The organism is Spirosoma soli (assembly GCF_042684525.1).
In the GTDB taxonomy this organism is placed as follows: Bacteria; Bacteroidota; Bacteroidia; order Cytophagales; family Spirosomataceae; genus Spirosoma; species Spirosoma soli.
The window spans coordinates 169,866-190,335 of sequence record NZ_JBHULN010000010.1 but is presented as its reverse complement, the minus strand read 5'-3'; the positions used below and the strand labels follow the sequence as shown (position 1 = coordinate 190,335).

Below are 20,470 nucleotides of genomic sequence, written 5' to 3'. Positions count from 1 at the left end.
TTGTAAGACAGACGCTTTTCTGCTACCACCATGCTGATTACCCCCGGCAGTCTTCTGGCCACTATCAACACGCCCGACGAACTTCGTAAACTCGATAAATCTCTTTTGCCTCAGGTTGCCGACGAACTTCGCCAGTTCATTATTGACGATGTCTCGGTTTACGGTGGCCATTTCGGCGCTAGCCTTGGCGTTGTTGAATTAACGGTTGCTCTGCATTACGTATTCAACACGCCCGACGATCAACTTATATGGGACGTAGGCCATCAGGCTTATGGACACAAAATTCTGACGGGCCGACGTGACCGGTTTCACACACAGCGCTTTTATAAGGGACTGTCGGGATTTCCGAAACGAAAAGAGAGCGTTTATGACTCGTTTGGCGTAGGGCATTCCTCTACGTCGATCTCAGCGGCTCTGGGAATGGCTGTAGCCTCGCAGCTCCAGGGAAATACCCAGCGTAATCATATCGCTGTTATTGGCGACGGCGCCCTGACCGCTGGTGAGGCCTTTGAGGGGATGAATCACGCCGGTGCTACAGACAGTAATCTGCTGATTGTTCTGAATGACAACTGCATGAGCATCGACCCCAATGTTGGTGCGCTACGCGAGTATTTAACGGATATCACAACTTCACACACCTATAACAAGGTAAAAGATGAGGTCTGGAATTTATTAGGCAAAATGAATAAACTGGGCAAAACAGCCCAGGAGTTAGTTTCTCAGGTGCAGTCGGGTATAAAATCATCGCTGCTTGAACAAAGCAATTTGTTCGAGTCGTTGCACTTACGATATTTTGGCCCAATTGATGGTCATGATATCGACCATCTGGTGAGCGTTCTCGACGATCTAAAAAACATACCGGGTCCTAAGCTGCTTCATGTTCTTACCGTGAAAGGGAAGGGATATGCGCCCGCCGAGAAAGATCAGACCAAATGGCACGCGCCAGGGCTGTTCGATAAAGTGACTGGCGTTATCAAGAAAAAAGTTTACGACTCCCCACAACCTCCGAAATATCAAGACGTATTCGGTAATACGTTAGTTGAATTGGCTGAACAAAATGCCCGGATTGTGGGCGTTACACCAGCGATGCCGTCAGGGTCTTCAATGAACATAATGATGAAGGCTATGCCAACCCGGGCTTTCGATGTAGGAATTGCTGAGCAGCATGCTGTTACCTTCTCAGCGGGTATGGCCACGCAGGGCGAAGTCGTATTCTGTAATATCTACTCAACTTTCATGCAGCGGGCCTATGACCAGGTCATTCACGATGTGTGTATCCAGGAACTGCCCGTTATATTCTGTCTTGACCGAGCTGGCTTTGCTGGCGCTGACGGCCCAACGCACCACGGCGCTTATGATTTGGCGTACATGCGTTGTGTTCCTAATATGATTGTGGCGGCCCCTATGAACGAGCAGGAGCTGCGTAACATGATGTTCACAGCGCAATACGATGAGGTGCAGCAAGGCAAGCGGGCTTTTACAATTCGTTATCCTAGAGGAGAAGGTGTTATGCCAAACTGGCGTACTCCTTTTGAAAAGCAAGTAATTGGTAAAGGCCGGATGATTGCGGATGGGAAAGACGTAGCCATATTAACTATTGGTCATATTGGTAATTACGCTGTTGAGGCTGCACAAATGTTGGCCAAAGAAGGTATCGAGCCAGCCCATTTCGATATGCGTTACGTAAAGCCGCTGGATGAAGAGCTTCTGCACCAGATTTTTAGCCGCTTTAACCGTGTAGTTACTGTTGAAGATGGCTGCGTTATGGGTGGCTTTGGCAGTGCCATATTGGAGTTCATGGCAAACCATGGTTATATGGCACGAGTAAAGCGGTTAGGTATTCCAGATGCCGTAATTGAGCACGGTGAGCAACTCGAATTGCATCACGAGTGCGGCTTTGATCCGCAAGGCATTGCAGAAGCGGTTCGAGAGCTACTTTTTGCGGGTCAGCCGGTAGCAGTTTAACACTAACATAGAACCGCGCTGTCGGCCCGGACGGACCACACGGATTATACAGATCGACACGGTAACCTTGAAATAAGACCAGTGTTGATCCGTATAATCTGCGTGGTCCATCCGGGCCGACAGTGCGGTTCTATTATTTTCTATGAAAGTTTTCAAATTTGGAGGAGCTTCGGTAAAAGATGCGGCTGGTGTTCGTAACCTGGCTAATATTGTTCAGACACAAGGCCAGAATACCGTTGTAGTTGTTTCAGCAATGGGAAAAACGACAAATGCGCTAGAAGCATTGGTTCGTGCCTATGTAAGTCAGCAGAGAAATTTGATTGATACCCATTTGCAGGATATACAGACATATCATACCAATATCATTAGCGAGCTGTCTGGTGATTTCTCCAAAGTTGATACAACTTTTGCAGGTTTAGAAACTTACCTACGTAAGCCACCGATTGGCTCTTATGATGAGATTTACGATCAGATTGTTTCGTTAGGCGAAGTAATATCTACTCAGATCGTAGCGGCTTACCTGACAGAGACTGGCTTGTCCGCCCGTTGGGCGGATGCTCGACAGCTCATCTGCACTGATGCCACCTTTCGTGAAGGACGTGTCGATTGGGAAACAACCAATCAGCGAATTAAGCAAGCTGTAAGTCAAAACAACACTACCATAACGCAAGGATTCATCGGGCAGACTTCTGATGGACGCACAACTACCCTTGGGCGAGAGGGCTCAGACTACACAGCCGCCATTTTCGCGTATTGCCTGGATGCCGAGAGCGTTACTATCTGGAAAGACGTACCAGGTGTGTTAAACGCTGATCCAAAGTGGTTTGATGAAACGGTTCTGTTAGAAAAAATAACGTATCAGGATGCTATTGAACTGGCTTATTATGGCGCTACTGTAATTCATCCTAAAACCATTAAGCCGCTGCAGAACAAGAGTATCCCCTTGTTTGTCCGGTCGTTTATGGAGCCAGAAAAGCCGGGGACGGTCATTGGTGCTTTCGAACAACACTTATCAATTCCGTCGTTTATTTTTAAAGTGAATCAAGTATTGATATCACTGCACCCTAACGACTTCTCGTTTATTGCCGAAGACAACCTAAGCCGAATATTCGGGCAGTTTGCCGATGCCGGAGTGAAAATCAATCTGATGCAGAATACGGCCATCAGCTTCTCAGTAGTTGTCGATAACAATCCAGACCGGGTACCTAATCTGTTAGCCCAGCTAAAGCAAAATTTTAGAGTAACCTACAATGACGGTTTGGAGCTTATCACAATCCGTTATTATGACCAAAGCACGATTGATCGCGTCTTGGTTAATAAGAAGCTTCTCCTAGAGCAAAAAAGCCGTTACACCGTGCAGTTAGTGGTACGAGATTTGGGATAGTAGCTCATATAGCTCAGGTAAACCGTTTTTGCCGTTGTGGTGTTGGGGCTACTTGAATCGTATCAGAATTTGGGGCAGGGCAGCTTCTTGTCTCGTTTGCGAACACCAGACCGGCGCCCTTCTGGCTTCTCGAAGATGTATGAGAGTGATAGTTCATGCGAACCTCCACTGTTGCCCAGCGTTGATACCGTAACGTCGTAGCTGTACCCAATCGAGAACTTGTCCATACGATAACCAGCCAGCAGAGCAACAGCGTCGTGGTTATTGATCGTCTGATTATACTTTTTGAACGGAATACCGCGGTAATACGCTCCAACGGTCAGCGGAGCGTACGTTAAGTAAGCGCCCAAATCTAACTGGTCATATTTCCCCTGGAATTTGTACAGGATCACTGGCGAAAAGCTGATTTCACGATCCATTTCATCGACTAAGCCGGTAAACCCTCCCAACGGAATGCGTAAACCTGCCTGAAAGCTACCTTTGATGGGTAACCTGTTCTGATTATTGACAAAGAAATCCTGGTTCGGGCGATTGATGTGATGCGCTGCTGCCCCGATCCAGAACCAATCGGAGTAAAACAAGCCACCCGTGGAGAAGTCGAGGTACTGGTTTTTGGGCGACGAATTAAAGATCGGGTCGCCCGATACGCTGCCCGTTATAAAGCCCCGGTCGGTAAACTGATCGCCGGTTGTTAAACCAAAGTAGTTAATATTTCGGTTTACATATGACCCCTGTAGCCCTAGTCGTATAAACGACGTTTCACTCACCTGAAATTGGTAGGAGTATTGCAACCCTATCTCCGTTGATTGAATCCTTCCTTGACCTTGGTTGTCATTTTGAATCAACAACCCAACCCCACTATTGACTTTGTCGAAATAGTGGTCGAGGCCAACCATCGTTGTAACGTAGTTCGTGATGGCCGGCCATTGGTTACGATAGTTAGCCGTAATGCGCGGAGCCAGCGCCGACCCTGCAAAAGCCGGGTTTAAGTAGAGGGGAGCCGCGTAGAATTGCGTAAACTGAGGGTCTTGCGCGAAGACCATTCGACTCAGCGTTAGCGTTAAAATCGTCAGTACATATTTCTTAATCATATGGGGTAATCGTGGCAAAGACTGGGCCAATTTCAATGTTGCAACGTTTTGAAATCAAACGAAGTATTTAGGAGCACAACAGTCTATAAAATTAGGTGAATTTTAAGCGCTTTCCTGATTGTCAGAGGATAAAATTTTAACAGAACAGCTTCGTTTATACTAACGTAATGCCCCCGTTGTTGTTATGTCGAGGGAGGAATTTGAGTGGCGGGCTTATTCAGCGTTTTTCCATGTTAACTTCTAGTAATCGAACACTACACTTACTTGGCCTTTGGGTGGTGCTTCTCCTGCTGGCAGGATTAGGCACAGCTCAGGCACAGACTGGATTTAAGTTCAAGAAACTTTGCGCGCCTGATCAAGAATGCAAGGCTGATTCAGCAACATTTACTGATAGCGTGCGAGCTGGTGTTACAACACGTATTTGGGATTTTGGTGATGGTAGCAGTCCTGTTACCGTACAAAGCGATTCTGTAGTTAGACACGTATTTCAGACTGCTGGTCAATACTCCGTTCGACTAACTCGGACGATCAACGGTGTTCCGCAGACTATTACAAGAACTGTCCAAGTATATAATCGCCCTCAACCTTTCGCTAACTGGCGAACAGACACTACAATCTGTAAAGGTGAAACAATCACGTTGGATCCGTACGCTAGTGGACCTCCTCCTTCAGGCTATAAGTTCCTCTGGTACCCCAAAGGCGATACCACCCAAAGCATTCAAGTTGATAGTTCAGGTTGTTACTCGGTTGAAGCAATTGATCCTAATACTGGCTGCTCTTATCAAGATCGGATCAATGTTGACGTTTGTGGTGAACAGAAAGAATCACAGGGAGTAAAATGGTATTTTGGGCAAAACGCAGGTCTTGACTTTAGCGGTGGCGGAACGCCTAAGCCGATTGACGATGGGAAGCTGAGTACAATCGAAGGGTCTTCCTCTATTGCTAATACAAAAGGTATTTTGCTGTTTTATACCGACGGGATTACGATTTTCGATAAGGATGGGAAGCCGCTGAAATCGCTTGATCCGCGCGATTCAGCAGCAACGGCAACCCCTATACCATTGGGGGGAAATCAAAAATCAACGCAGTCGGCCTTGATTGTCCCGAAGCCAACGTGCCGAGGGTGCGAATACCTCTACTACGTTTACACCACATCCGAAATTCGGGGGCAGAAGACCCTAACGTACAGTATCGTTGATATGCGGCAGAACGGTGGTAAAGGAGCCATTGTCGAAAAAAACATTCCTGTTACAAACCGGGGTACCGAGCAGTCGGCATCAGTACAAAACGAACGGGATTCAACCTATTGGGTGATTACCCGTATTTATGGCACCAATCAATTTGAAGTTCGCCACTTAACCCGAAGTGAAGATACCAGCCCTAAAACGTACACAGGTGGTCAGGTGATCGACTCGTTGACCAATGCCGAAGGCTATATAAAAATTGGCCCTGCCGACACAACTGGTGGTAAAGAAGGAAATCGCCCAATGGCGGTTGTTATTCCGGGACCGCCCAAAAACTCCGTTGATTTGTATACGTTCAACGATTCGACGGGTGTGCTCACCTTTAATCGAACGCTTGACTTAGGGCCAGCGCCCCCCAAAGCGTACGGGGTCGAGTTTTCGCCCGACGGCAAAAATTTGTACGTAACAATGCTGGCTGATACCAATGCGGATGGTAGTCAGAAGGGCTCGTCGTATCTTCTTAAGTATGATTTAAATCAAAAAGACACCTTGCTTGCGCTATCCCGAACGGTCGTGGATAGTAGTACCACCCGACAATACGGCTCCGTTCAGATTGGACCGGATGGGCGAATTTACGTAGCTATCAAAGGCAGTAACTCGCTCGGTACGATTGAAAACCCTAATGGTGGTTTATTAGACAGTTTGCAATTCAATCCGGGTGGGCAGTCGTTGGGGGGTAAGACCAGTCAGTTGGGTTTACCTAACCTGGTGGCTAACTTCAATGATAACTCCAGCGGTCCTGGCATAACGTATAGCGATACGTGTACCAATGCACCAACCGTGTTTCAGATTGGTCCCAACTGCCCTAAGCTAAAAGAAACGTATACTCTGGATTTTGGCGATGGCAGCCGACCTGTTTCAACGACCGCTACTAACCCAATCACACACCCATATCAGAATCCTGGGCAATACCCCATCAGCCTACGAATAGTTACCAGGACTAGCGCCGGTGGTATATGTAAAGACACGTTGATCAAGGATACGCTAACCATCTTACAAACTCCTCCGGATGTCAACTTAGGACCTGATACGGCCATTTGTAATAGAAGAGGTATTACGCTTGATCTTAAGATTCAGACTGAACGGTACGTCTGGGTGGTCAACGGAGTGGTGGCCAGTAGGCAAAAAACAATAACATTAACAAGACCAGGGTATTACATTGTGGTCGGGTATGCTTCCAATGGTGAGTGTTTTAAAAATGACACTATTGAAGTGCAGATTAAGCCAGCACCATCACTTGCTTTAGGGCCTGATACCGTTGTTTGTTATCGCTCATCTGTTAAGCTGACCGTGCCCCAACAAGTCTGGCGGGAGTTTCAGTGGAGCAATGGCGGAACAACGCGGGATATAACAGTTTCGCAACCCGGCAACTACTCGGTTACGGGGCGGTTCACTGACGCCGACGGGGCCGTTTGCGAGAACTCCGATACAATCAGAGTTACTGAATTGCCCAGAATAAATCTACGAGCGGCCATCACCGATCCAAGATCGTGTACATCAGCGGATGGGGCAATCGCGTTAACGCCAACCCCGGTTAGTAGATATGCGTATGTATGGAGTAACAGTACGGGAGGGTTGCTTGGCGATGCTAACGTACAGACGGCTATTCCACCCGGATCTTATTCTGTTACGGTCACCGATTCGGTGTACTTCTGCAAGGTTGATACGTCGTTTACCCTCAGGCAGCCTAATGCTCCTGTCTTTAACGTAACCAAAGACGCGTATATATGCGTTGGTGATGCTGGCAAGACCCAACTTGTGGCTAGCGGAGGAAATAGTCTAAGCTTCTTCTGGCCAGCGTTGAACGAAAATACGGGTGCTGTTACTGTCGGGCAGGTAGGAGAATACATTGTTAATGCTACAGACCCGCAGGGATGTACGGCTACCGCTACGGCCCGTGTTGTCAATCTGTGTGAGCCCAGGGTAAATGTTCCCGATGCCTTTACGCCCAATAACGACGGCCAAAATGATCTGCTGCAAGTCTTTGCTGCTTACATCACTGATTATGAACTCAAGATATATAATCGGTGGGGCGAAGTGATTTTTGTGAGCAATAATCCTGAGCAGAAATGGGACGGGACATACCGAGGTGCTACTTATCCACCTATGTTGTACCCGTATGTAGTTAGCTACAAAAGTGATTCATTTCCCGAGCGTGAAAGGGTCGTTAAACGGGGCTCAGTATTACTGGTTAGGTAGCGGATTTGTGCTGTTTTTTTTGTAAATTTGATGGAAACGACCTGGTTAAAATAACCGATTTTTAGTAGTTTTTCGGCCAGGTCTGTACCAATCAAAACCATGCGAAACGACTTTCTGAAGGGATCGAACGAAGGAATGACCGCCACCGATAAAGAGATCGAACGGGCGCTCCGACCGCTGTCGTTTGAAGACTTTACGGGACAGGCAAAAGTACTTGAAAACCTCGAAGTATTCGTGCGGGCAGCTATGCAACGGGGCGAAGCGCTCGACCACGTGCTGCTTCACGGACCTCCAGGCTTAGGAAAAACAACGCTGTCGCACATCATTGCTAACGAGCTCAATGCTAACATCAAAATGACCTCCGGTCCGGTGTTGGATAAGCCCAGCGATTTGGCAGGATTGCTGACGAATCTTCAGCCGAACGATGTCTTATTCATTGACGAGATCCATCGGCTTAACCCGATCGTTGAGGAATATCTGTACTCGGCAATGGAAGATTACAAGATTGACATCATGCTCGACTCGGGTCCGAATGCCCGAACGGTGCAGATCAAGCTTAATCCGTTTACACTCATTGGGGCCACAACGCGGGCTGGTATGCTAACGTCGCCGTTACGGGCACGCTTTGGCATCAGTTGCCGCCTTGAATACTATGACGCTCAACTGTTGACTACTATTGTACAGCGGTCGGCCGCTATCCTGGGAACGCCTATCGACGAAACTGGGGCCTATGAGATTGCTCGCCGAAGTCGGGGTACACCTCGTATTGCCAATAACCTGTTACGTCGGACCCGTGATTTTGCCCAGGTAAAGGGCAATGGCTACATCAACGTCGATATTGCAGAGATTGCTCTCAGTGCTCTCGAGGTTGATCAAAACGGCTTAGACGATATGGACAACCGGATTTTGATGACAATCATCGATAAGTTTAAGGGAGGACCGGTTGGCCTTACAACAATCGCCACCGCTTGCGGTGAGGAAGCCGAAACGATTGAGGAAGTATATGAGCCGTTTTTGATACAAGAAGGTTTTTTAAAGCGAACCTCGCGTGGCCGGGAAGCCACCGAAAAAGCCTACATGCATTTAGGTATTGTGCCGCATTATAAAACCGGCGAGCTATTCGGATAACAAAAAAGCCTTCTGATAGCAGAAGGCTTTTTTGTAAATGACTCCGGTCGGCCACACCAATCAGGTGTGGCTGATTTTGTTTTATTAATTCAAAATTTTGCTTTTGTATATACAGTCTATTACCTCTGCCACGGCTGTATCAACCAGAAAGTAATAAATATTTTTACCACTGCGTCGAATATCCAAAATACCCTTGTCACGCATATTGATCAGGTGATGAGATATGAGCGACTGTTCGGCGTTAAGGTTCTTGTAAATTGTGGAAACGTTCAGTTCCTTGTTATCATTCAACATCTGAATGATTTTTATGCGCAAAGGGTGTGCGACAGCCTTAAGTACATAAGCTGCTTTGTCGATGCGTTTTTCGTCGTCCATTACCTGTTCAGTAGCCATAATCATACTAGTAGCGTACGGGTGTATTTGGTGAAAGTTAGCTCAAAATTTCACATATATTTATTACTAACCAGCTGAACGTGAGCTTTTTTATTTAAAGGTTGTTTTTCCAATCCTATTATGAGATGTATACGTGTCAATTAGTAAAATGTAAGTTTATCTGTAGAGTAAAATAAACAGACAATAGGCGCCATCGAGCAAATAATAGGTATTAACTAGTTACAGACTTAGCCTGGCGGTTGCCTTTCCAGCCAATAAAAAATACACCGGTCAATACTAAAAGTGTTCCAATAATCTGGCCTGTACTAATGGTCTCATGCAGGACAACTGTTGATAACACAATGGTGAAAATCGGCCCGACGCTACCAATAATTGATGCATTTCCTGAACCAACTCGTTTGATACCTTCCGCAATCATGAACGTCGGGATGACAGTTACGAAAATTCCCATGCTCAAGCCGAGAATATAAACCGGCGTTGGGAAGCCGCCTAAATGCAGACCATTTTGTAACGCGCAGTGCAAAACAGTTGGAACGGTAGCCGCCATCATGGCATAACAGGTGAAACGTTGCGATCCGATGCGGCTGATCATACTATCACCACCCACTAAGTAAATGGCGTAAACAAATCCGCTCAATATTACCCAGAATGCTCCCAGCACTACGTCTTTTTGAGTCGAGCTTTCAATGTTGCCGATAAAGGCAATCAAGATACCGGCGTAGGTCAATAACAGAGCTATAACCTGGAGCAGGGTAACTCGCCTACCAAAGCCGAAGGCGTTCATTAGCAGTACGAAAGTTGGATAAGTGAAAAGCAGAATTCGCTCCAGGCTTGCCGTGATGTAAACTAATCCCAAAAAATTAAAGAAGCTAGCTAGGTAGTAACCAGTGATGCCAAGCATGGCTAAGGTAAGCCACTGCCGAAGAGTTAATTGTACAGGAGGAGATTTACGGGCTATGCTTAAAGCAATACCAACGTAGAATGGTAAAGCAAACAGCATCCTCAGGGTTAATAATGAAATCGAGTCGACTGGATACTGATACGCCAGTTTAATCAAAATGCCTTTAGTGGCAAAGCAAAAAGCGGCCAGAAATACCAGAAAGGCACCAATCCAGTAGCGAGTGGGGGAGGCTGATGGAGTCATTAATAGTCAATCAGTGGCCATCGGTAGCCATCCATCGAATTTTACGACAAATGACGATGAATGACCACTGATGACAAGGATTATTTCTGCCGGAAAAACACAGTAATTGGAACGCCCTCGAAATCGAAGTGCGCCCGTAGTTTGTTTTCTAAGAACCGCTGGTACGATTCCTGCACGTATTGGGGCAGGTTACAGAAAAACACAAACGTTGGCGAAGGTGTAGGCACCTGCAACATGTACTTGATTTTAACGTGCTTGCCCTTGAGTGACGGGGGGGGATATTTTTCTATCTCAGGCTGCATAAGCTCATTCAGCTTCGAGGTAGCGATCCGTTTGCTCTTGTTCTCATACACCTCCATCGCTTTCTCCATCACCTGGAAAATACGCTGTTTCTCATGCACCGACGCAAAGATGATCGGAAGGTAATCAATTGGCATCATGCGCTGAATCATCTCCTTGCGCAGTACGTCGGCCGTACGATGGTCTTTTTCGACAGCATCCCATTTATTAACCATGATAACCGCGCCTTTCTTGGCTTTAACCGCTTGACCAATAATGTTGAGGTCCTGAGCTTCAAGTCCACGGGTAGCGTCGAGCATAATAATACAAACGTCCGAGTCTTCCATAGCTTTGATGGACCGGAGAACCGAATAAAACTCAACATTGGAATCAATACGGGCTTTACGTCGGATACCGGCGGTATCAGTTAAAATAAAATCCTTACCGTAAGCTCTATAACGGGTGTCGATGGCGTCGCGGGTTGTACCGGCTATATCAGTAACAATACTACGTTCCTGCCCAGTAAGAACGTTCAGGAACGACGACTTTCCAACGTTAGGCCGCCCTAGAATCGCAATGCGCGGAATGCCAGCATCAGGATTTTCGACGCCTTCAGTTTGAAAATGCTTAATAACTTCGTCGAGTAAGTCCCCTGTACCCGTACCCGTTTGCGAGGAAATTGGGTAAGGGTCGCCTAGCCCTAAAGCGTAAAACTCGGCTGCACTTTGCGAGCGCTCGGCCGTTTCGGCTTTGTTGGCTACTACATAAACCGGCTTGCGGGTTCGGCGGAGAACATCGGCGAAATCCTGATCCAAACCAGTAATTCCGGTTTGGGTGTCGACCACAAACAGTAATACCGTCGATTCCTGAATGGCAATCTCAACCTGCTCCCGGATTGACTCTTCAAACACATCTTCGGAGCCAACCACGTAGCCCCCCGTGTCAATGACTGTAAAATATTTGTCGTTCCACTCGGCCGTGCCATAATGCCGGTCGCGTGTAACGCCACTTTGGTTATCCATAATGGCCTGCCGCTGCTCCGTCAATCGGTTAAACAGCGTGGATTTGCCCACATTGGGGCGGCCAACAATTGCAACAATATTTGCCATGATTATTTTTAGTGGTTACTGATGAGTGCTAAACCGCTATTACGGATAGCACCGGGCAAAAACGACTTTGTTTCTACCTTCGATTAATTACCAGCCACTATTCGTCGTATCCCAGGCGCTTAAGCATGCGATCCTTTTGGCGCCAATCGGGCTCTACTTTGACGAATTGTTCCAGATATACTTTCTTACCAAAGAAGCGTTCGAGCTCCTCACGGGCCATGATGCCCGTCTTTTTTATCATTTTACCCCCTTCGCCGAGCAGAATAGCGCGCTGGGTAGCCCGCTCCACCAGAATCTCAGCCTGGATAACAATGATGTCTTCCTTTTCTTTAAACCCAATGACAACCACTTCACTGCTATACGGCACCTCCTTTTTGTAATTCAGAAAAATCTTCTCCCGAATGATTTCTGACGCGAAGAATCGTTCCGGCTTATCGGTTAATTCATCCTTGGGAAAGTAAGGCGGGTGCTGGGGCAATCGACTGATGATACCTTCGAAAACACGGTCAATATTGAAACCGTTAAGGGCAGAAATCGGAATAATTTCCTGCGCCTTAAAATGTTCCTGCCAATACACAATCTTCTCCTCGACCTGTGCCTGCGTAGCCTGATCGATTTTATTTATGAGCAGAATGATCGGAACATCTGACTTCTGAAGGCGCTCAATAACGTCGTTTTCGTCGTGCTGCTCAAAGATGTCCGTCACAAACAACACTACGTCAGCATCTTCCAAAGAACCACGGACAAAGCTCATCATAGACTCGTGAAGCTTATACTGCGGCTTGATAATACCGGGTGTATCGGAATAAACGAGTTGAAACTGCTGACCGTTATGGGTTCCGTTAAGAATGCCCATAATGCGATGACGAGTAGTCTGAGCCTTGGAGGTGATGATCGATAGGCGCTCGCCAACGAGCTGATTCATCAACGTGGATTTGCCCACATTGGGCTTTCCAACAATACTTACAAAACCGGCTTTATGGTCAGCCGGAAAATTTTCAATAACTTCTGTATTCATACGTAGGTGATCCCGCTAACTGATTACCAGCGGCTTTTGAAAACAACCCCTGCATCGAAGAAAACGTTTCCGACCAGAGCTAAAACTTTTTTTGACAAAGGTAGTTGTTATTGTAGAAAGTATTCGTACTTTTGCACTCCCAACATCGCGGGATGGAGCAGTTGGTAGCTCGTTGGGCTCATAACCCAAAGGTCGCTGGTTCGAGTCCAGCTCCCGCTACTAAGAAACCCCTGATTAACTACAAAGAAGTTAATCAGGGGTTTTCCGTTATGGGTCAGTGTTTACCTTAGATAACACAGTTATAAATACACCGTCTTTTTATCATCAATTTATAATAACCAAAAAGCCTGACCGCAACGCAGTCAGGCTTTCCTCTTCTATCCACACCATATAGGGCGAGAGCCCTATTGATACTCAAAGATACTTATATTCATACGAACACACCCGTCAATGACAAAAAACTAGCGTAAGGGCGGTAACCCCTCCGCTCTGCACCACCGCTTACTACGTTGACAGTCAGTATAATCAAATAGCATATTGTTCAGGTAAAATGTTTACGACAAGTATTCATTTTAATTGTCATTTAGATTAAATAATTGTGACAATTCGCCAAGAATCAATATGGGAGATGAAAGCTGACATGAATTAGCGCACTACTGAACACGCCCCTTTTGACCAATAATGGCTACCCTTTGCTTAGGAGCTCTCGCAGTAGTTTCCACGCGCCGACGGTTTGGCTACTCGTCCCAAGGAGAATGCAAAATAGAGTCACAAAAATTCTTTCTTTGAAAGTTAGGAGTCATACAAGCACATATATCGGCATTGATCGTGCCATAGGTGGTATCAGGTTTATGTTTAAACCCTTCGAAAAACGTCGGAATAATCGTTTTCTTAAAATCAGTCCGCGGAAACTGTTGGATAATGGCTTGACGGTGCTTTTCCGATAAGTGATCATAGCCTCTGCCGACTACATCCAGAGCTACTCCGTAGTTGAGCAACGCTACTTCTGCTTCTTTATACTCGGCGATGCCGGTTGTGGTGTGGAAGGCGACGGTATCCCAAACCAACTGCAACGCTGACTGTGGAAGTCCATGGCTTTTCAGAAAATCACGGGCCGCATTGGCACCATCTACTTCAAACCGTTTATCTGGACTGCGGTACTGGGGCGTGAGGCCCAGGTCGTGAAAAACTGAACTAACATACAAGAGTTCGACGTCGTAAGGAATGGCTTGTCGCTTCGCGTGTAAAGAAGCAAATAAAAACGCCCGTAGAGAATGATTGTAAAGGAATTCGCTACCGTGTTCGAGTATTAATTCCGTGGCCTGATTGGCAATAGTGCTGTCGGGGATTAAAATGTCGGCAACGACATTAGGTTGGTTTCTTATCATGGTTCCAAGGTTTTTAATTGATTACAACACGACCAGGCACTCAGCCTAACTAGCCTAATTCAACCCGGCCGTTGGGCGTTGCTGGTGAGGGCGCGCGTTGTATGCTAAATCCCATAGTAGTACTGATCGCTATTCGATTCCAGGCATTAATCGTGGCGACGGCCATGATTAGTTGGGCGATATAGTTTTGATCAAACGCTTGTTCTGCCTTCTGGTAGGTTTCTTCCGACAACCCCTGATAATGGATAAAAGTGACTTCTTCGGTTATGGCCAAAACCACCTTTTCGTCGTCGGTAAACAAGTCTGTTTCTCGCCAGGCATCCAGTAAAAAAATACGTTGCGTGGTTTCCCCATTCTTAAGGGCATCTTTGGTATGCAGATCAATACAAAAGGCGCATCGATTGAGTTGAGACGCTCGGATTTTTACCAAATCTTTGTGTGTTTTACTCAACTGGGTGGCGGCTAAATACCCTTCCAGCGCATACATCGCTTTATAGGCTTGCGGTTCTGTCTGCTGAATGTTTACTCTGGTTTCCATGTTGACTACGTTGTTTTGTGATGGTACAAAGGTCAACCAGGAAAAAGGAGTAAAACTTAAACCAGTTTAAGAACGCCTTTTTTTTCTGATTTCACTCAGGTACTCTGGAGTGAAGCCTAAAAAAGAAGCGATTAACTGTTGTGGAACCCGCTGGACAAATTCCGGGAAATGGGAAGTGAGATGCTGATAGATCTCTTCTTTGGAAAAGTCATACAAATATTTTATCCGCATCTGAGAAGCGGCATACGCCCGCTGATACACGAACCGGAAATAGCGTTCCATTTTCGGGAAGGCAAGCAGCAATTTTTCCTGTGAAGCCTGGTCGATCCGTAAAACGTCGGACGGTTCCACCGCTTGAATGTAAAACTCGGTGGGTAGTCGACGTTCGTAAGCCATAAGATCGGTCATCCACCAATTTTCAATGGCAAAATCCGTAGTTTGCTCCATCCCTTTTTCGGTAACGAAATATTTTCTCAAACAACCACTTAACACAAAATAATGGTATTTACATACCTCCCCTTCGTTGAGTAAGTTGGCTTTCTTAGGCACGGCTTGTCGCTGAAAGAAAGCGGCAACATCGGAAAACTCTTCCTCGGTGATGGGGGTGAATCTTTCGATATGGTTCTTGAATAGTTCAGTCATGAATGTTGTCAGTATCGGTTCAAAAAATGCTGTTAACGGATTGCATTTCCTGGCAAACAGTGCTATTGAGCGCAGGCACTGTGCTAAGGACGAATTGGCGTTTTCAGCGACTTTATGTTTCTATCGAAAAAATAGTGCATTTTTCTACCTTTCGGAAAGGTAAGGCCACTCTGTTTTAGTGTAGGAATCGACAGGTTCAAAAGGAACAATGTTGAGACAACAGCAAATCTCTTTCAGGAAATGATCAATGAGTGTTTGCTTCATAAAACCATCTATAACCTATTAATGCTTTGCCTATTGGGTTAAAAGTTCCTGGGAAACTCCTTCGAGTTAGCAGATAAACAAGCTTCGTTGAGCCGCGCTGAAAATTCTCATGTAAGCATGGTATGTAGCGAGATAGACTGTATTCGTATGTTTTGTTTAGTAGTCTGGTAAATTAGTATCAATGAGGTATCTGCCTGCCTGTATGAGCAGGTTTCACCATTTAGATTTAGCTATCAAGGCACGGCAGAGAGTAACCTGTCGTGCTTTTTCTTTCTAGAGAAATAAATTCCGGGTTATTTACTAACCTTTGTCCTATAAAGTCATTGGTTGTGAGTGCAGCCGTAAATGTAGTAGCATGAGCCGCGAAAAACTGAAAGTTATCTTTTATGAACCCGCCACCGAAGGCAAAAAGAGTGTAGTTGTTGCCGATAGCTATTTCAGCTTTGCGCCAACGTTTAAAGAAGGCGACGCTATCAATATTACACTATCCAGGCGAAAGGATAGCAATGCCGTTGTTCAAAACCCGATTGGACACAAAACACACCGAATCTTGTCAACCGATTGGGTTGTGATGATCGATGACGTTTCTAAAGAAGCATTGGCTACCCTGATTGTGTCCGTTGTTAAGATAGAGTCGGTAGTTTCGGATTCGGCTACGGTCTCAAATGGGTAAGCATTCTGCCGACGCGTTATATTGTCTGGATAACATGTGTGAAAAATACGGGTAACAACGTTTACTCATCCTACTAAATGGAGCTGCCTACTTACAGCTTACAACATAAATCATCACACTACAGTTACTTCATCTAACTCCATCATTCAGGTTAGGTGAATACATCTATTATTAATGCGTTTAGGCTAGTCCTACTCGGTGTCTTGCTCCCAGCAGCAAGGTCAGTTGCTGTTGCCCAAACGAAAGACATAGCTGAGCAGCCAGGCATCTATTTTCCGCAGGCTCCTCGGCCGGGAGAATGGCGCCGATCGCTGGGAGTGGTCTTTACCTCAACCCCCCCCGAACTGACAGAGGAAGTTAGAATTAGCGTACCGGCCATTGATTTCGACTTACAACGGGGCTTGTCGAAGCACCTGTTTTTAAACGCGCGGGTTCAGTCGCAGTTTGTACAGAATAATCTCTCGTTAGGATTTCGCTGGGCAACGCCCTTAACAGAACGACTGTTTGTATCGGCGGGCTACGATGTGAGCGGGTGGCTGGGAGCTTTGCAGATTAAAGATGTCTTCAATAGCCAGGCCTATGGAATTCAACATTTCCCAAACGTATCAGCGGGTTACCGGCTAACTAAAGACCTCCAGCTAACGACACGGTTCGAGACTATTCTCGATTCATACTACCACTCCAATGTGGGTAGCCTGGCTATTGACGATAAGCAGTTGGCGCTGAATGGCTACGCCATTTCATTTATATTAGAGCAACCCTTCTTTAAGCAACAGCATGTATTGATCGGCTTCCGGGCTGCTTATTCTAACTTCAACTGGCAATTTTGGTCGCTTTACGATACGTTTGATCGGAACCTGCTTTATCCACAACTATTATTCGGATTTATCTGGTGAAAACGAGGTACTACATACTAGCTGGTCTGCTGAGTTTACTTTTTTTCGGTTGTCGGAAAGATTACGAAGCGCCAGTGCCTTATAAATTTATGAACACGCCTGGTGCTGGTCGATTTATAACATCTGTTCGGCAAACCATGGAAGGGGTGTATTCAGTCTCGGATGGGGCTGATCGTTTCGGCTCGCAGGTAGCTCTGAAATGGACTTATATACTCAGCGGGGCTGATACCACTCATTATCTATCAATCTTTACAGGTGTAGATGCTGGCTTTTTTAACCTTGAAGGAAAATTGCAGGTAGATAGCTTAGTCGTGACCGGGTTCTGGCGAAAACTAGTAAATACACAGACAGGTCTCACTGAGCTGGCTGTTCGGGTGAAACGGCAGGGGCTACTTCAACGCTTTGACGGTAGATTAGCGGATAACGATACGCTTGTTTTAGATGGGTTCTATGGTGAGAATGCCAACACGCCCTCTCGAAAACTAACGCTTACTTATCTCCGGCCACTCAACCCGAGACCATTCGCTATACTGGCGCACCGGAGTGGCGGGCGGACGTCCGATTTACTGCCTGCCTCCGAAAACTCCGTGGAGATTATTAAGCTGGCATCCCGCCTAGGCGCAACCGGCATTGAAATCGATGTTCGTTACACCAAAGATGGTATACCTATCCTGTATCACGACAATACGTTAAATCTGCGGTTGATCCAGAAAAATGGCCTTACGGGTTCAGTTGAAGATTACACGTACCAGCAGTTGAACGCGTTCGTTCGGCTGATAAATGGAGAAAAAATTCCGACGTTGGAAGAAGCGCTGGAAACGGTTGTCAATAATACATCCCTGAGCTTTGTCTGGCTTGATACTAAATACATTGGCCCAATGGATAAAGTACAGGCGCTTCAGCAAAAGTACCGGCAAAAAGCCATTGCAGCTGGACGGAATGTGCGGATCGTGATCGGCTTACCCACGACGGAAGCCGTCGACGCTTACCGGGCCTTAGCCGATAAGGCCAACACGCCCATTCTTTGTGAGCTTGATACGGCCATTACGCGCAGTCTGGATGCACGCATCTGGGCACCACGCTGGACCCTTGGCCCCCAAACGGACGAAGTCAAGACGATGCAAGCTGAAGGCCGCGCGGTGTTCGTCTGGACGCTCGATGAGCCCAAGTTCATTGAAGAGTTCATAAACCAGACTGAGTTCGACGGCATACTATCCAATTACTCGCCTGTTGTTGCTTACTATCACTACGTTAAACAGTAATCCGATGAGAACTTTTATACGTAGTGTAGGTTGGATGGGCGTTTTTCTAGGAGTGAGCTTTTTGGCTAAAGCACAGCTACAAGCTGATTCAGCAGCTGTTCGTAAACGAGACCCATATACCTTAGTAATAACCACTGGGGGCGGGCTATCGTATTACGCAACTCAGCTGGGCGTACCGGCTTCATTGGAACAGGCAAGGGCAATCCGGTTCGGCCTGCCAGGGTCGTTGCGCGTTATGTGGCATCCTGACCATCGGCTACGCGTTGGGCTAGAAACCGGCTGGACAACCTTGTATAGTTATCGGGGCCGAGTGGCTGGCGAACGAGCACAGGTGTATGTATCGGCGGTGCCGATACTGCTGGAATTTTCGATGCCATTAGCCTGGGTGAGTGGCACTGAGCGCAGTTTAGCCAGGCGCTTATCGCTAACGGCCGGAGCGGGTGTTTACTTAATCAATTCCCGGTTGAACTTTGCGGGCCGGGTTGACGATGGTACGGCGAGCACAGGTTGGATGGCCGCCGGAACATACACCTACCCTGTTGGTCGCCGTTTCAGGATAGCCGGTGAAGTAAAGTGGTTCGATGCTGTAGCTTCCGGCGACGCTGTTTTCATTGCCCAGCTCCAGCTTGTGTGGCGGGCTTTTTCGTGGTAAACAGATAAATGACTGCCATTGAGTGTTCATTCGTTGTTATATAGTTGATACGTATTGTAGTAGGCTCCGGTTAGTGAACCCTAATGATTAGTCATAGTCTAATGAGTCAAGTGGATAACCAATCTGATATTCTGTTTTTGAGTGATACGCAAGCGCCGATGTGGGTCGAGCGGCTCGTGTTACGTACCCATCAAAACACTAAAGCAACCACCACTATTTTTGCCGAAATCCTGCGGTTGAAGCCGCCCGTGCTCTACTGGTTAGGCGATATCGTATCGTTGGGGTTCCGGAATAACAAGTGGCCTATTATCGATAAATTTCTGGATGCTTGTCGACAAAGCGGTACGGCTGTGTACGCCATCATGGGCAACCACGATGTGATGGGCCGTCCTCGCAAAGGAGCCAGAAATTTTCAGCAGCGCTTTCCAGAACATAGCCATACAGGCTACGTGAAAACGACCAATGCAACCGCCGTGGTTATGCTGAATTCTAATTTCAGTACACTCTCGGCTGCCGATTTGGTGAAACAGCAAATCTGGTATGAACAAACCCTGCAGGAGCTAGACGCTGACCCTGCGGTAGAAGTTGTGATTGTTACCTGCCACCATGCGCCTTATTCGAACAGTAAACTGGTTGGCTCGTCGAAACTGGTGCAGCAACGGTTTGTACCACCCTATGTGAAGTCTCAAAAAGCCCGGCTGTTCATTACGGGACATTCGCACGCGTTTGAGCGGTACCAATTTGAGGGTAAAGAGTTTTTGGTTATTGGAGGAGGTGGGGGATTACGCCAACCGTTGAATACGTCCCCAAGCCGATTGCCTGATTTGGCAACTAGCTATAAACCGCTGTTTCATTATCTGGCTGTTCGGCGAGAGGGCAACGGTTTGCAGTTAACTTCTTACTGCCTGAAGAAAGACTTTTCAGGATTTGATGTAGGGTACGCCTATGAGATTGCGGCTGTAGAAACGAATGCATGATATAGCCACAGGCAAAGCTTATCCATACCTATCATAATTAAAAATGCATGGACATAGGTGGGTTCAATAATATCTGATTATATAAAACATTATTCATTTTGCTACGTTCTACTATAGTAAGTATCTTACGCTGCAGTAAGTATTGAGTCTACACTAGCCTTCGGGCCCCCGCCTATTTTACACTCACCGCCGACCGATTCGAGCGCTACTGCTTCGGTTTGTTT

The 20,470-nt window shown here is 46.7% G+C and carries 17 protein-coding genes and 1 tRNA gene; 10 read left to right on the top strand and 8 right to left on the bottom strand.

What is annotated here, in order from left to right; all coding sequences use genetic code 11:
• Window positions 1-30: 30 nt before the first annotated feature.
• Complete coding sequence (dxs, locus tag ACFSUS_RS17400) at window positions 31-1,965, top strand: 1-deoxy-D-xylulose-5-phosphate synthase (protein WP_381524780.1); 1,935 nt, start codon at window positions 31-33, stop codon at window positions 1,963-1,965.
• A 142-nt stretch (window positions 1,966-2,107) separates the two neighbouring features.
• Window positions 2,108-3,349 carry an aspartate kinase gene (locus tag ACFSUS_RS17395; RefSeq protein WP_381524778.1) on the top strand — a complete coding sequence of 414 codons (1,242 nt, stop codon included), beginning with the start codon at window positions 2,108-2,110 and terminating at the stop codon, window positions 3,347-3,349.
• Window positions 3,350-3,411: 62 nt separating this feature from the next.
• Here ACFSUS_RS17395 and ACFSUS_RS17390 read toward each other — a convergent pair whose 3' ends face one another.
• Complete coding sequence (locus ACFSUS_RS17390; RefSeq protein WP_381524776.1) at window positions 3,412-4,440, bottom strand: PorP/SprF family type IX secretion system membrane protein; 1,029 nt, start codon at window positions 4,438-4,440, stop codon at window positions 3,412-3,414.
• Between the two features lie 167 nt (window positions 4,441-4,607).
• Between ACFSUS_RS17390 and ACFSUS_RS17385 the strand changes: the two genes are divergently transcribed.
• Together ACFSUS_RS17385 and ruvB are read left to right on the top strand one after the other, a co-directional pair.
• The gene (locus ACFSUS_RS17385) at window positions 4,608-7,883 is read left to right on the top strand and encodes a PKD domain-containing protein (protein ID WP_381524774.1); all 3,276 of its coding nucleotides are present in this window, start codon (window positions 4,608-4,610) and stop codon (window positions 7,881-7,883) included.
• A gap of 99 nt (window positions 7,884-7,982) precedes the next feature.
• A complete protein-coding gene (gene ruvB, locus ACFSUS_RS17380; RefSeq protein WP_381524772.1) occupies window positions 7,983-9,011 on the top strand; it encodes a Holliday junction branch migration DNA helicase RuvB in 1,029 nt (342 codons plus the stop codon).
• Between the two features lie 84 nt (window positions 9,012-9,095).
• Here ruvB and ACFSUS_RS17375 read toward each other — a convergent pair whose 3' ends face one another.
• From ACFSUS_RS17375 to era, 4 genes are all read right to left on the bottom strand, one after another.
• A complete protein-coding gene (locus tag ACFSUS_RS17375; RefSeq protein ID WP_381524770.1) occupies window positions 9,096-9,404 on the bottom strand; it encodes an ArsR/SmtB family transcription factor in 309 nt (102 codons plus the stop codon).
• A 211-nt stretch (window positions 9,405-9,615) separates the two neighbouring features.
• On the bottom strand, window positions 9,616-10,548 hold the full coding sequence (locus ACFSUS_RS17370; RefSeq protein WP_381524767.1) for a DMT family transporter: 933 nt from the start codon (window positions 10,546-10,548) through the stop codon (window positions 9,616-9,618).
• Window positions 10,549-10,628: 80 nt separating this feature from the next.
• Window positions 10,629-11,936: a ribosome biogenesis GTPase Der gene (gene der / locus ACFSUS_RS17365; protein WP_381524765.1), complete on the bottom strand. Its 1,308-nt coding sequence runs from the start codon at window positions 11,934-11,936 to the stop codon at window positions 10,629-10,631.
• Between the two features lie 97 nt (window positions 11,937-12,033).
• Window positions 12,034-12,954, bottom strand: a complete 921-nt coding sequence (gene era / locus ACFSUS_RS17360; protein WP_381524762.1) for a GTPase Era — start codon at window positions 12,952-12,954, stop codon at window positions 12,034-12,036.
• A gap of 146 nt (window positions 12,955-13,100) precedes the next feature.
• Between era and ACFSUS_RS17355 the strand changes: the two genes are divergently transcribed.
• A tRNA-Met gene (locus ACFSUS_RS17355) sits at window positions 13,101-13,173 on the top strand.
• 518 nt (window positions 13,174-13,691) lie between these two features.
• On the opposite strand, the gene ACFSUS_RS17350 is transcribed toward ACFSUS_RS17355, so the two are convergent.
• The 3 genes from ACFSUS_RS17350 to ACFSUS_RS17340 all read right to left on the bottom strand — a co-directional run bounded on the left by ACFSUS_RS17350 (window position 13,692) and on the right by ACFSUS_RS17340 (window position 15,522).
• Window positions 13,692-14,342 (bottom strand): HD domain-containing protein, encoded by a 651-nt coding sequence (locus ACFSUS_RS17350; protein ID WP_381524760.1) that lies wholly within the window; start codon window positions 14,340-14,342, stop codon window positions 13,692-13,694.
• A gap of 49 nt (window positions 14,343-14,391) precedes the next feature.
• Window positions 14,392-14,880, bottom strand: a complete 489-nt coding sequence (locus ACFSUS_RS17345; protein ID WP_381524758.1) for a carboxymuconolactone decarboxylase family protein — start codon at window positions 14,878-14,880, stop codon at window positions 14,392-14,394.
• Between the two features lie 66 nt (window positions 14,881-14,946).
• A complete protein-coding gene (locus tag ACFSUS_RS17340; protein ID WP_381524756.1) occupies window positions 14,947-15,522 on the bottom strand; it encodes a Crp/Fnr family transcriptional regulator in 576 nt (191 codons plus the stop codon).
• Window positions 15,523-16,141: 619 nt separating this feature from the next.
• Between ACFSUS_RS17340 and ACFSUS_RS17335 the strand changes: the two genes are divergently transcribed.
• The 5 genes from ACFSUS_RS17335 (at window position 16,142) to ACFSUS_RS17315 (ending at window position 20,246) form a co-directional block, all read left to right on the top strand.
• The gene (locus ACFSUS_RS17335; RefSeq protein WP_381524754.1) at window positions 16,142-16,459 is read left to right on the top strand and encodes a hypothetical protein; all 318 of its coding nucleotides are present in this window, start codon (window positions 16,142-16,144) and stop codon (window positions 16,457-16,459) included.
• Between the two features lie 155 nt (window positions 16,460-16,614).
• On the top strand, window positions 16,615-17,355 hold the full coding sequence (locus tag ACFSUS_RS17330; protein WP_381524751.1) for a hypothetical protein: 741 nt from the start codon (window positions 16,615-16,617) through the stop codon (window positions 17,353-17,355).
• Window positions 17,352-18,617 carry a glycerophosphodiester phosphodiesterase gene (locus ACFSUS_RS17325; RefSeq protein ID WP_381524749.1) on the top strand — a complete coding sequence of 422 codons (1,266 nt, stop codon included), beginning with the start codon at window positions 17,352-17,354 and terminating at the stop codon, window positions 18,615-18,617. Before ACFSUS_RS17330 ends, ACFSUS_RS17325 begins: the two co-directional genes overlap by 4 nt.
• 4 nt (window positions 18,618-18,621) lie before the next feature.
• Window positions 18,622-19,269 carry a hypothetical protein gene (locus tag ACFSUS_RS17320; protein WP_381524747.1) on the top strand — a complete coding sequence of 216 codons (648 nt, stop codon included), beginning with the start codon at window positions 18,622-18,624 and terminating at the stop codon, window positions 19,267-19,269.
• A gap of 101 nt (window positions 19,270-19,370) precedes the next feature.
• The gene (locus ACFSUS_RS17315; RefSeq protein WP_381524744.1) at window positions 19,371-20,246 is read left to right on the top strand and encodes a metallophosphoesterase family protein; all 876 of its coding nucleotides are present in this window, start codon (window positions 19,371-19,373) and stop codon (window positions 20,244-20,246) included.
• Window positions 20,247-20,470: the final 224 nt, after the last annotated feature.

What these genes read in the sequence shown, in the direction of transcription:
- ACFSUS_RS17340 (WP_381524756.1), bottom strand. Translation starts at nt 15,522, where the DNA reads ATGACTGAACTATTCAAGAACCATATCGAAAGATTCACCCCCATCACC.
- ACFSUS_RS17345 (WP_381524758.1), bottom strand. Translation starts at nt 14,880, where the DNA reads ATGGAAACCAGAGTAAACATTCAGCAGACAGAACCGCAAGCCTATAAA.
- ruvB (WP_381524772.1), top strand. Translation starts at nt 7,983, where the DNA reads ATGCGAAACGACTTTCTGAAGGGATCGAACGAAGGAATGACCGCCACC.
- ACFSUS_RS17395 (WP_381524778.1), top strand. Translation starts at nt 2,108, where the DNA reads ATGAAAGTTTTCAAATTTGGAGGAGCTTCGGTAAAAGATGCGGCTGGT.
- der (WP_381524765.1), bottom strand. Translation starts at nt 11,936, where the DNA reads ATGGCAAATATTGTTGCAATTGTTGGCCGCCCCAATGTGGGCAAATCC.
- ACFSUS_RS17390 (WP_381524776.1), bottom strand. Translation starts at nt 4,440, where the DNA reads ATGATTAAGAAATATGTACTGACGATTTTAACGCTAACGCTGAGTCGA.
- ACFSUS_RS17315 (WP_381524744.1), top strand. Translation starts at nt 19,371, where the DNA reads ATGAGTCAAGTGGATAACCAATCTGATATTCTGTTTTTGAGTGATACG.
- dxs (WP_381524780.1), top strand. Translation starts at nt 31, where the DNA reads ATGCTGATTACCCCCGGCAGTCTTCTGGCCACTATCAACACGCCCGAC.
- ACFSUS_RS17370 (WP_381524767.1), bottom strand. Translation starts at nt 10,548, where the DNA reads ATGACTCCATCAGCCTCCCCCACTCGCTACTGGATTGGTGCCTTTCTG.
- ACFSUS_RS17350 (WP_381524760.1), bottom strand. Translation starts at nt 14,342, where the DNA reads ATGATAAGAAACCAACCTAATGTCGTTGCCGACATTTTAATCCCCGAC.
- era (WP_381524762.1), bottom strand. Translation starts at nt 12,954, where the DNA reads ATGAATACAGAAGTTATTGAAAATTTTCCGGCTGACCATAAAGCCGGT.
- ACFSUS_RS17375 (WP_381524770.1), bottom strand. Translation starts at nt 9,404, where the DNA reads ATGGCTACTGAACAGGTAATGGACGACGAAAAACGCATCGACAAAGCA.
- ACFSUS_RS17320 (WP_381524747.1), top strand. Translation starts at nt 18,622, where the DNA reads ATGAGAACTTTTATACGTAGTGTAGGTTGGATGGGCGTTTTTCTAGGA.
- ACFSUS_RS17385 (WP_381524774.1), top strand. Translation starts at nt 4,608, where the DNA reads ATGCCCCCGTTGTTGTTATGTCGAGGGAGGAATTTGAGTGGCGGGCTT.
- ACFSUS_RS17335 (WP_381524754.1), top strand. Translation starts at nt 16,142, where the DNA reads ATGAGCCGCGAAAAACTGAAAGTTATCTTTTATGAACCCGCCACCGAA.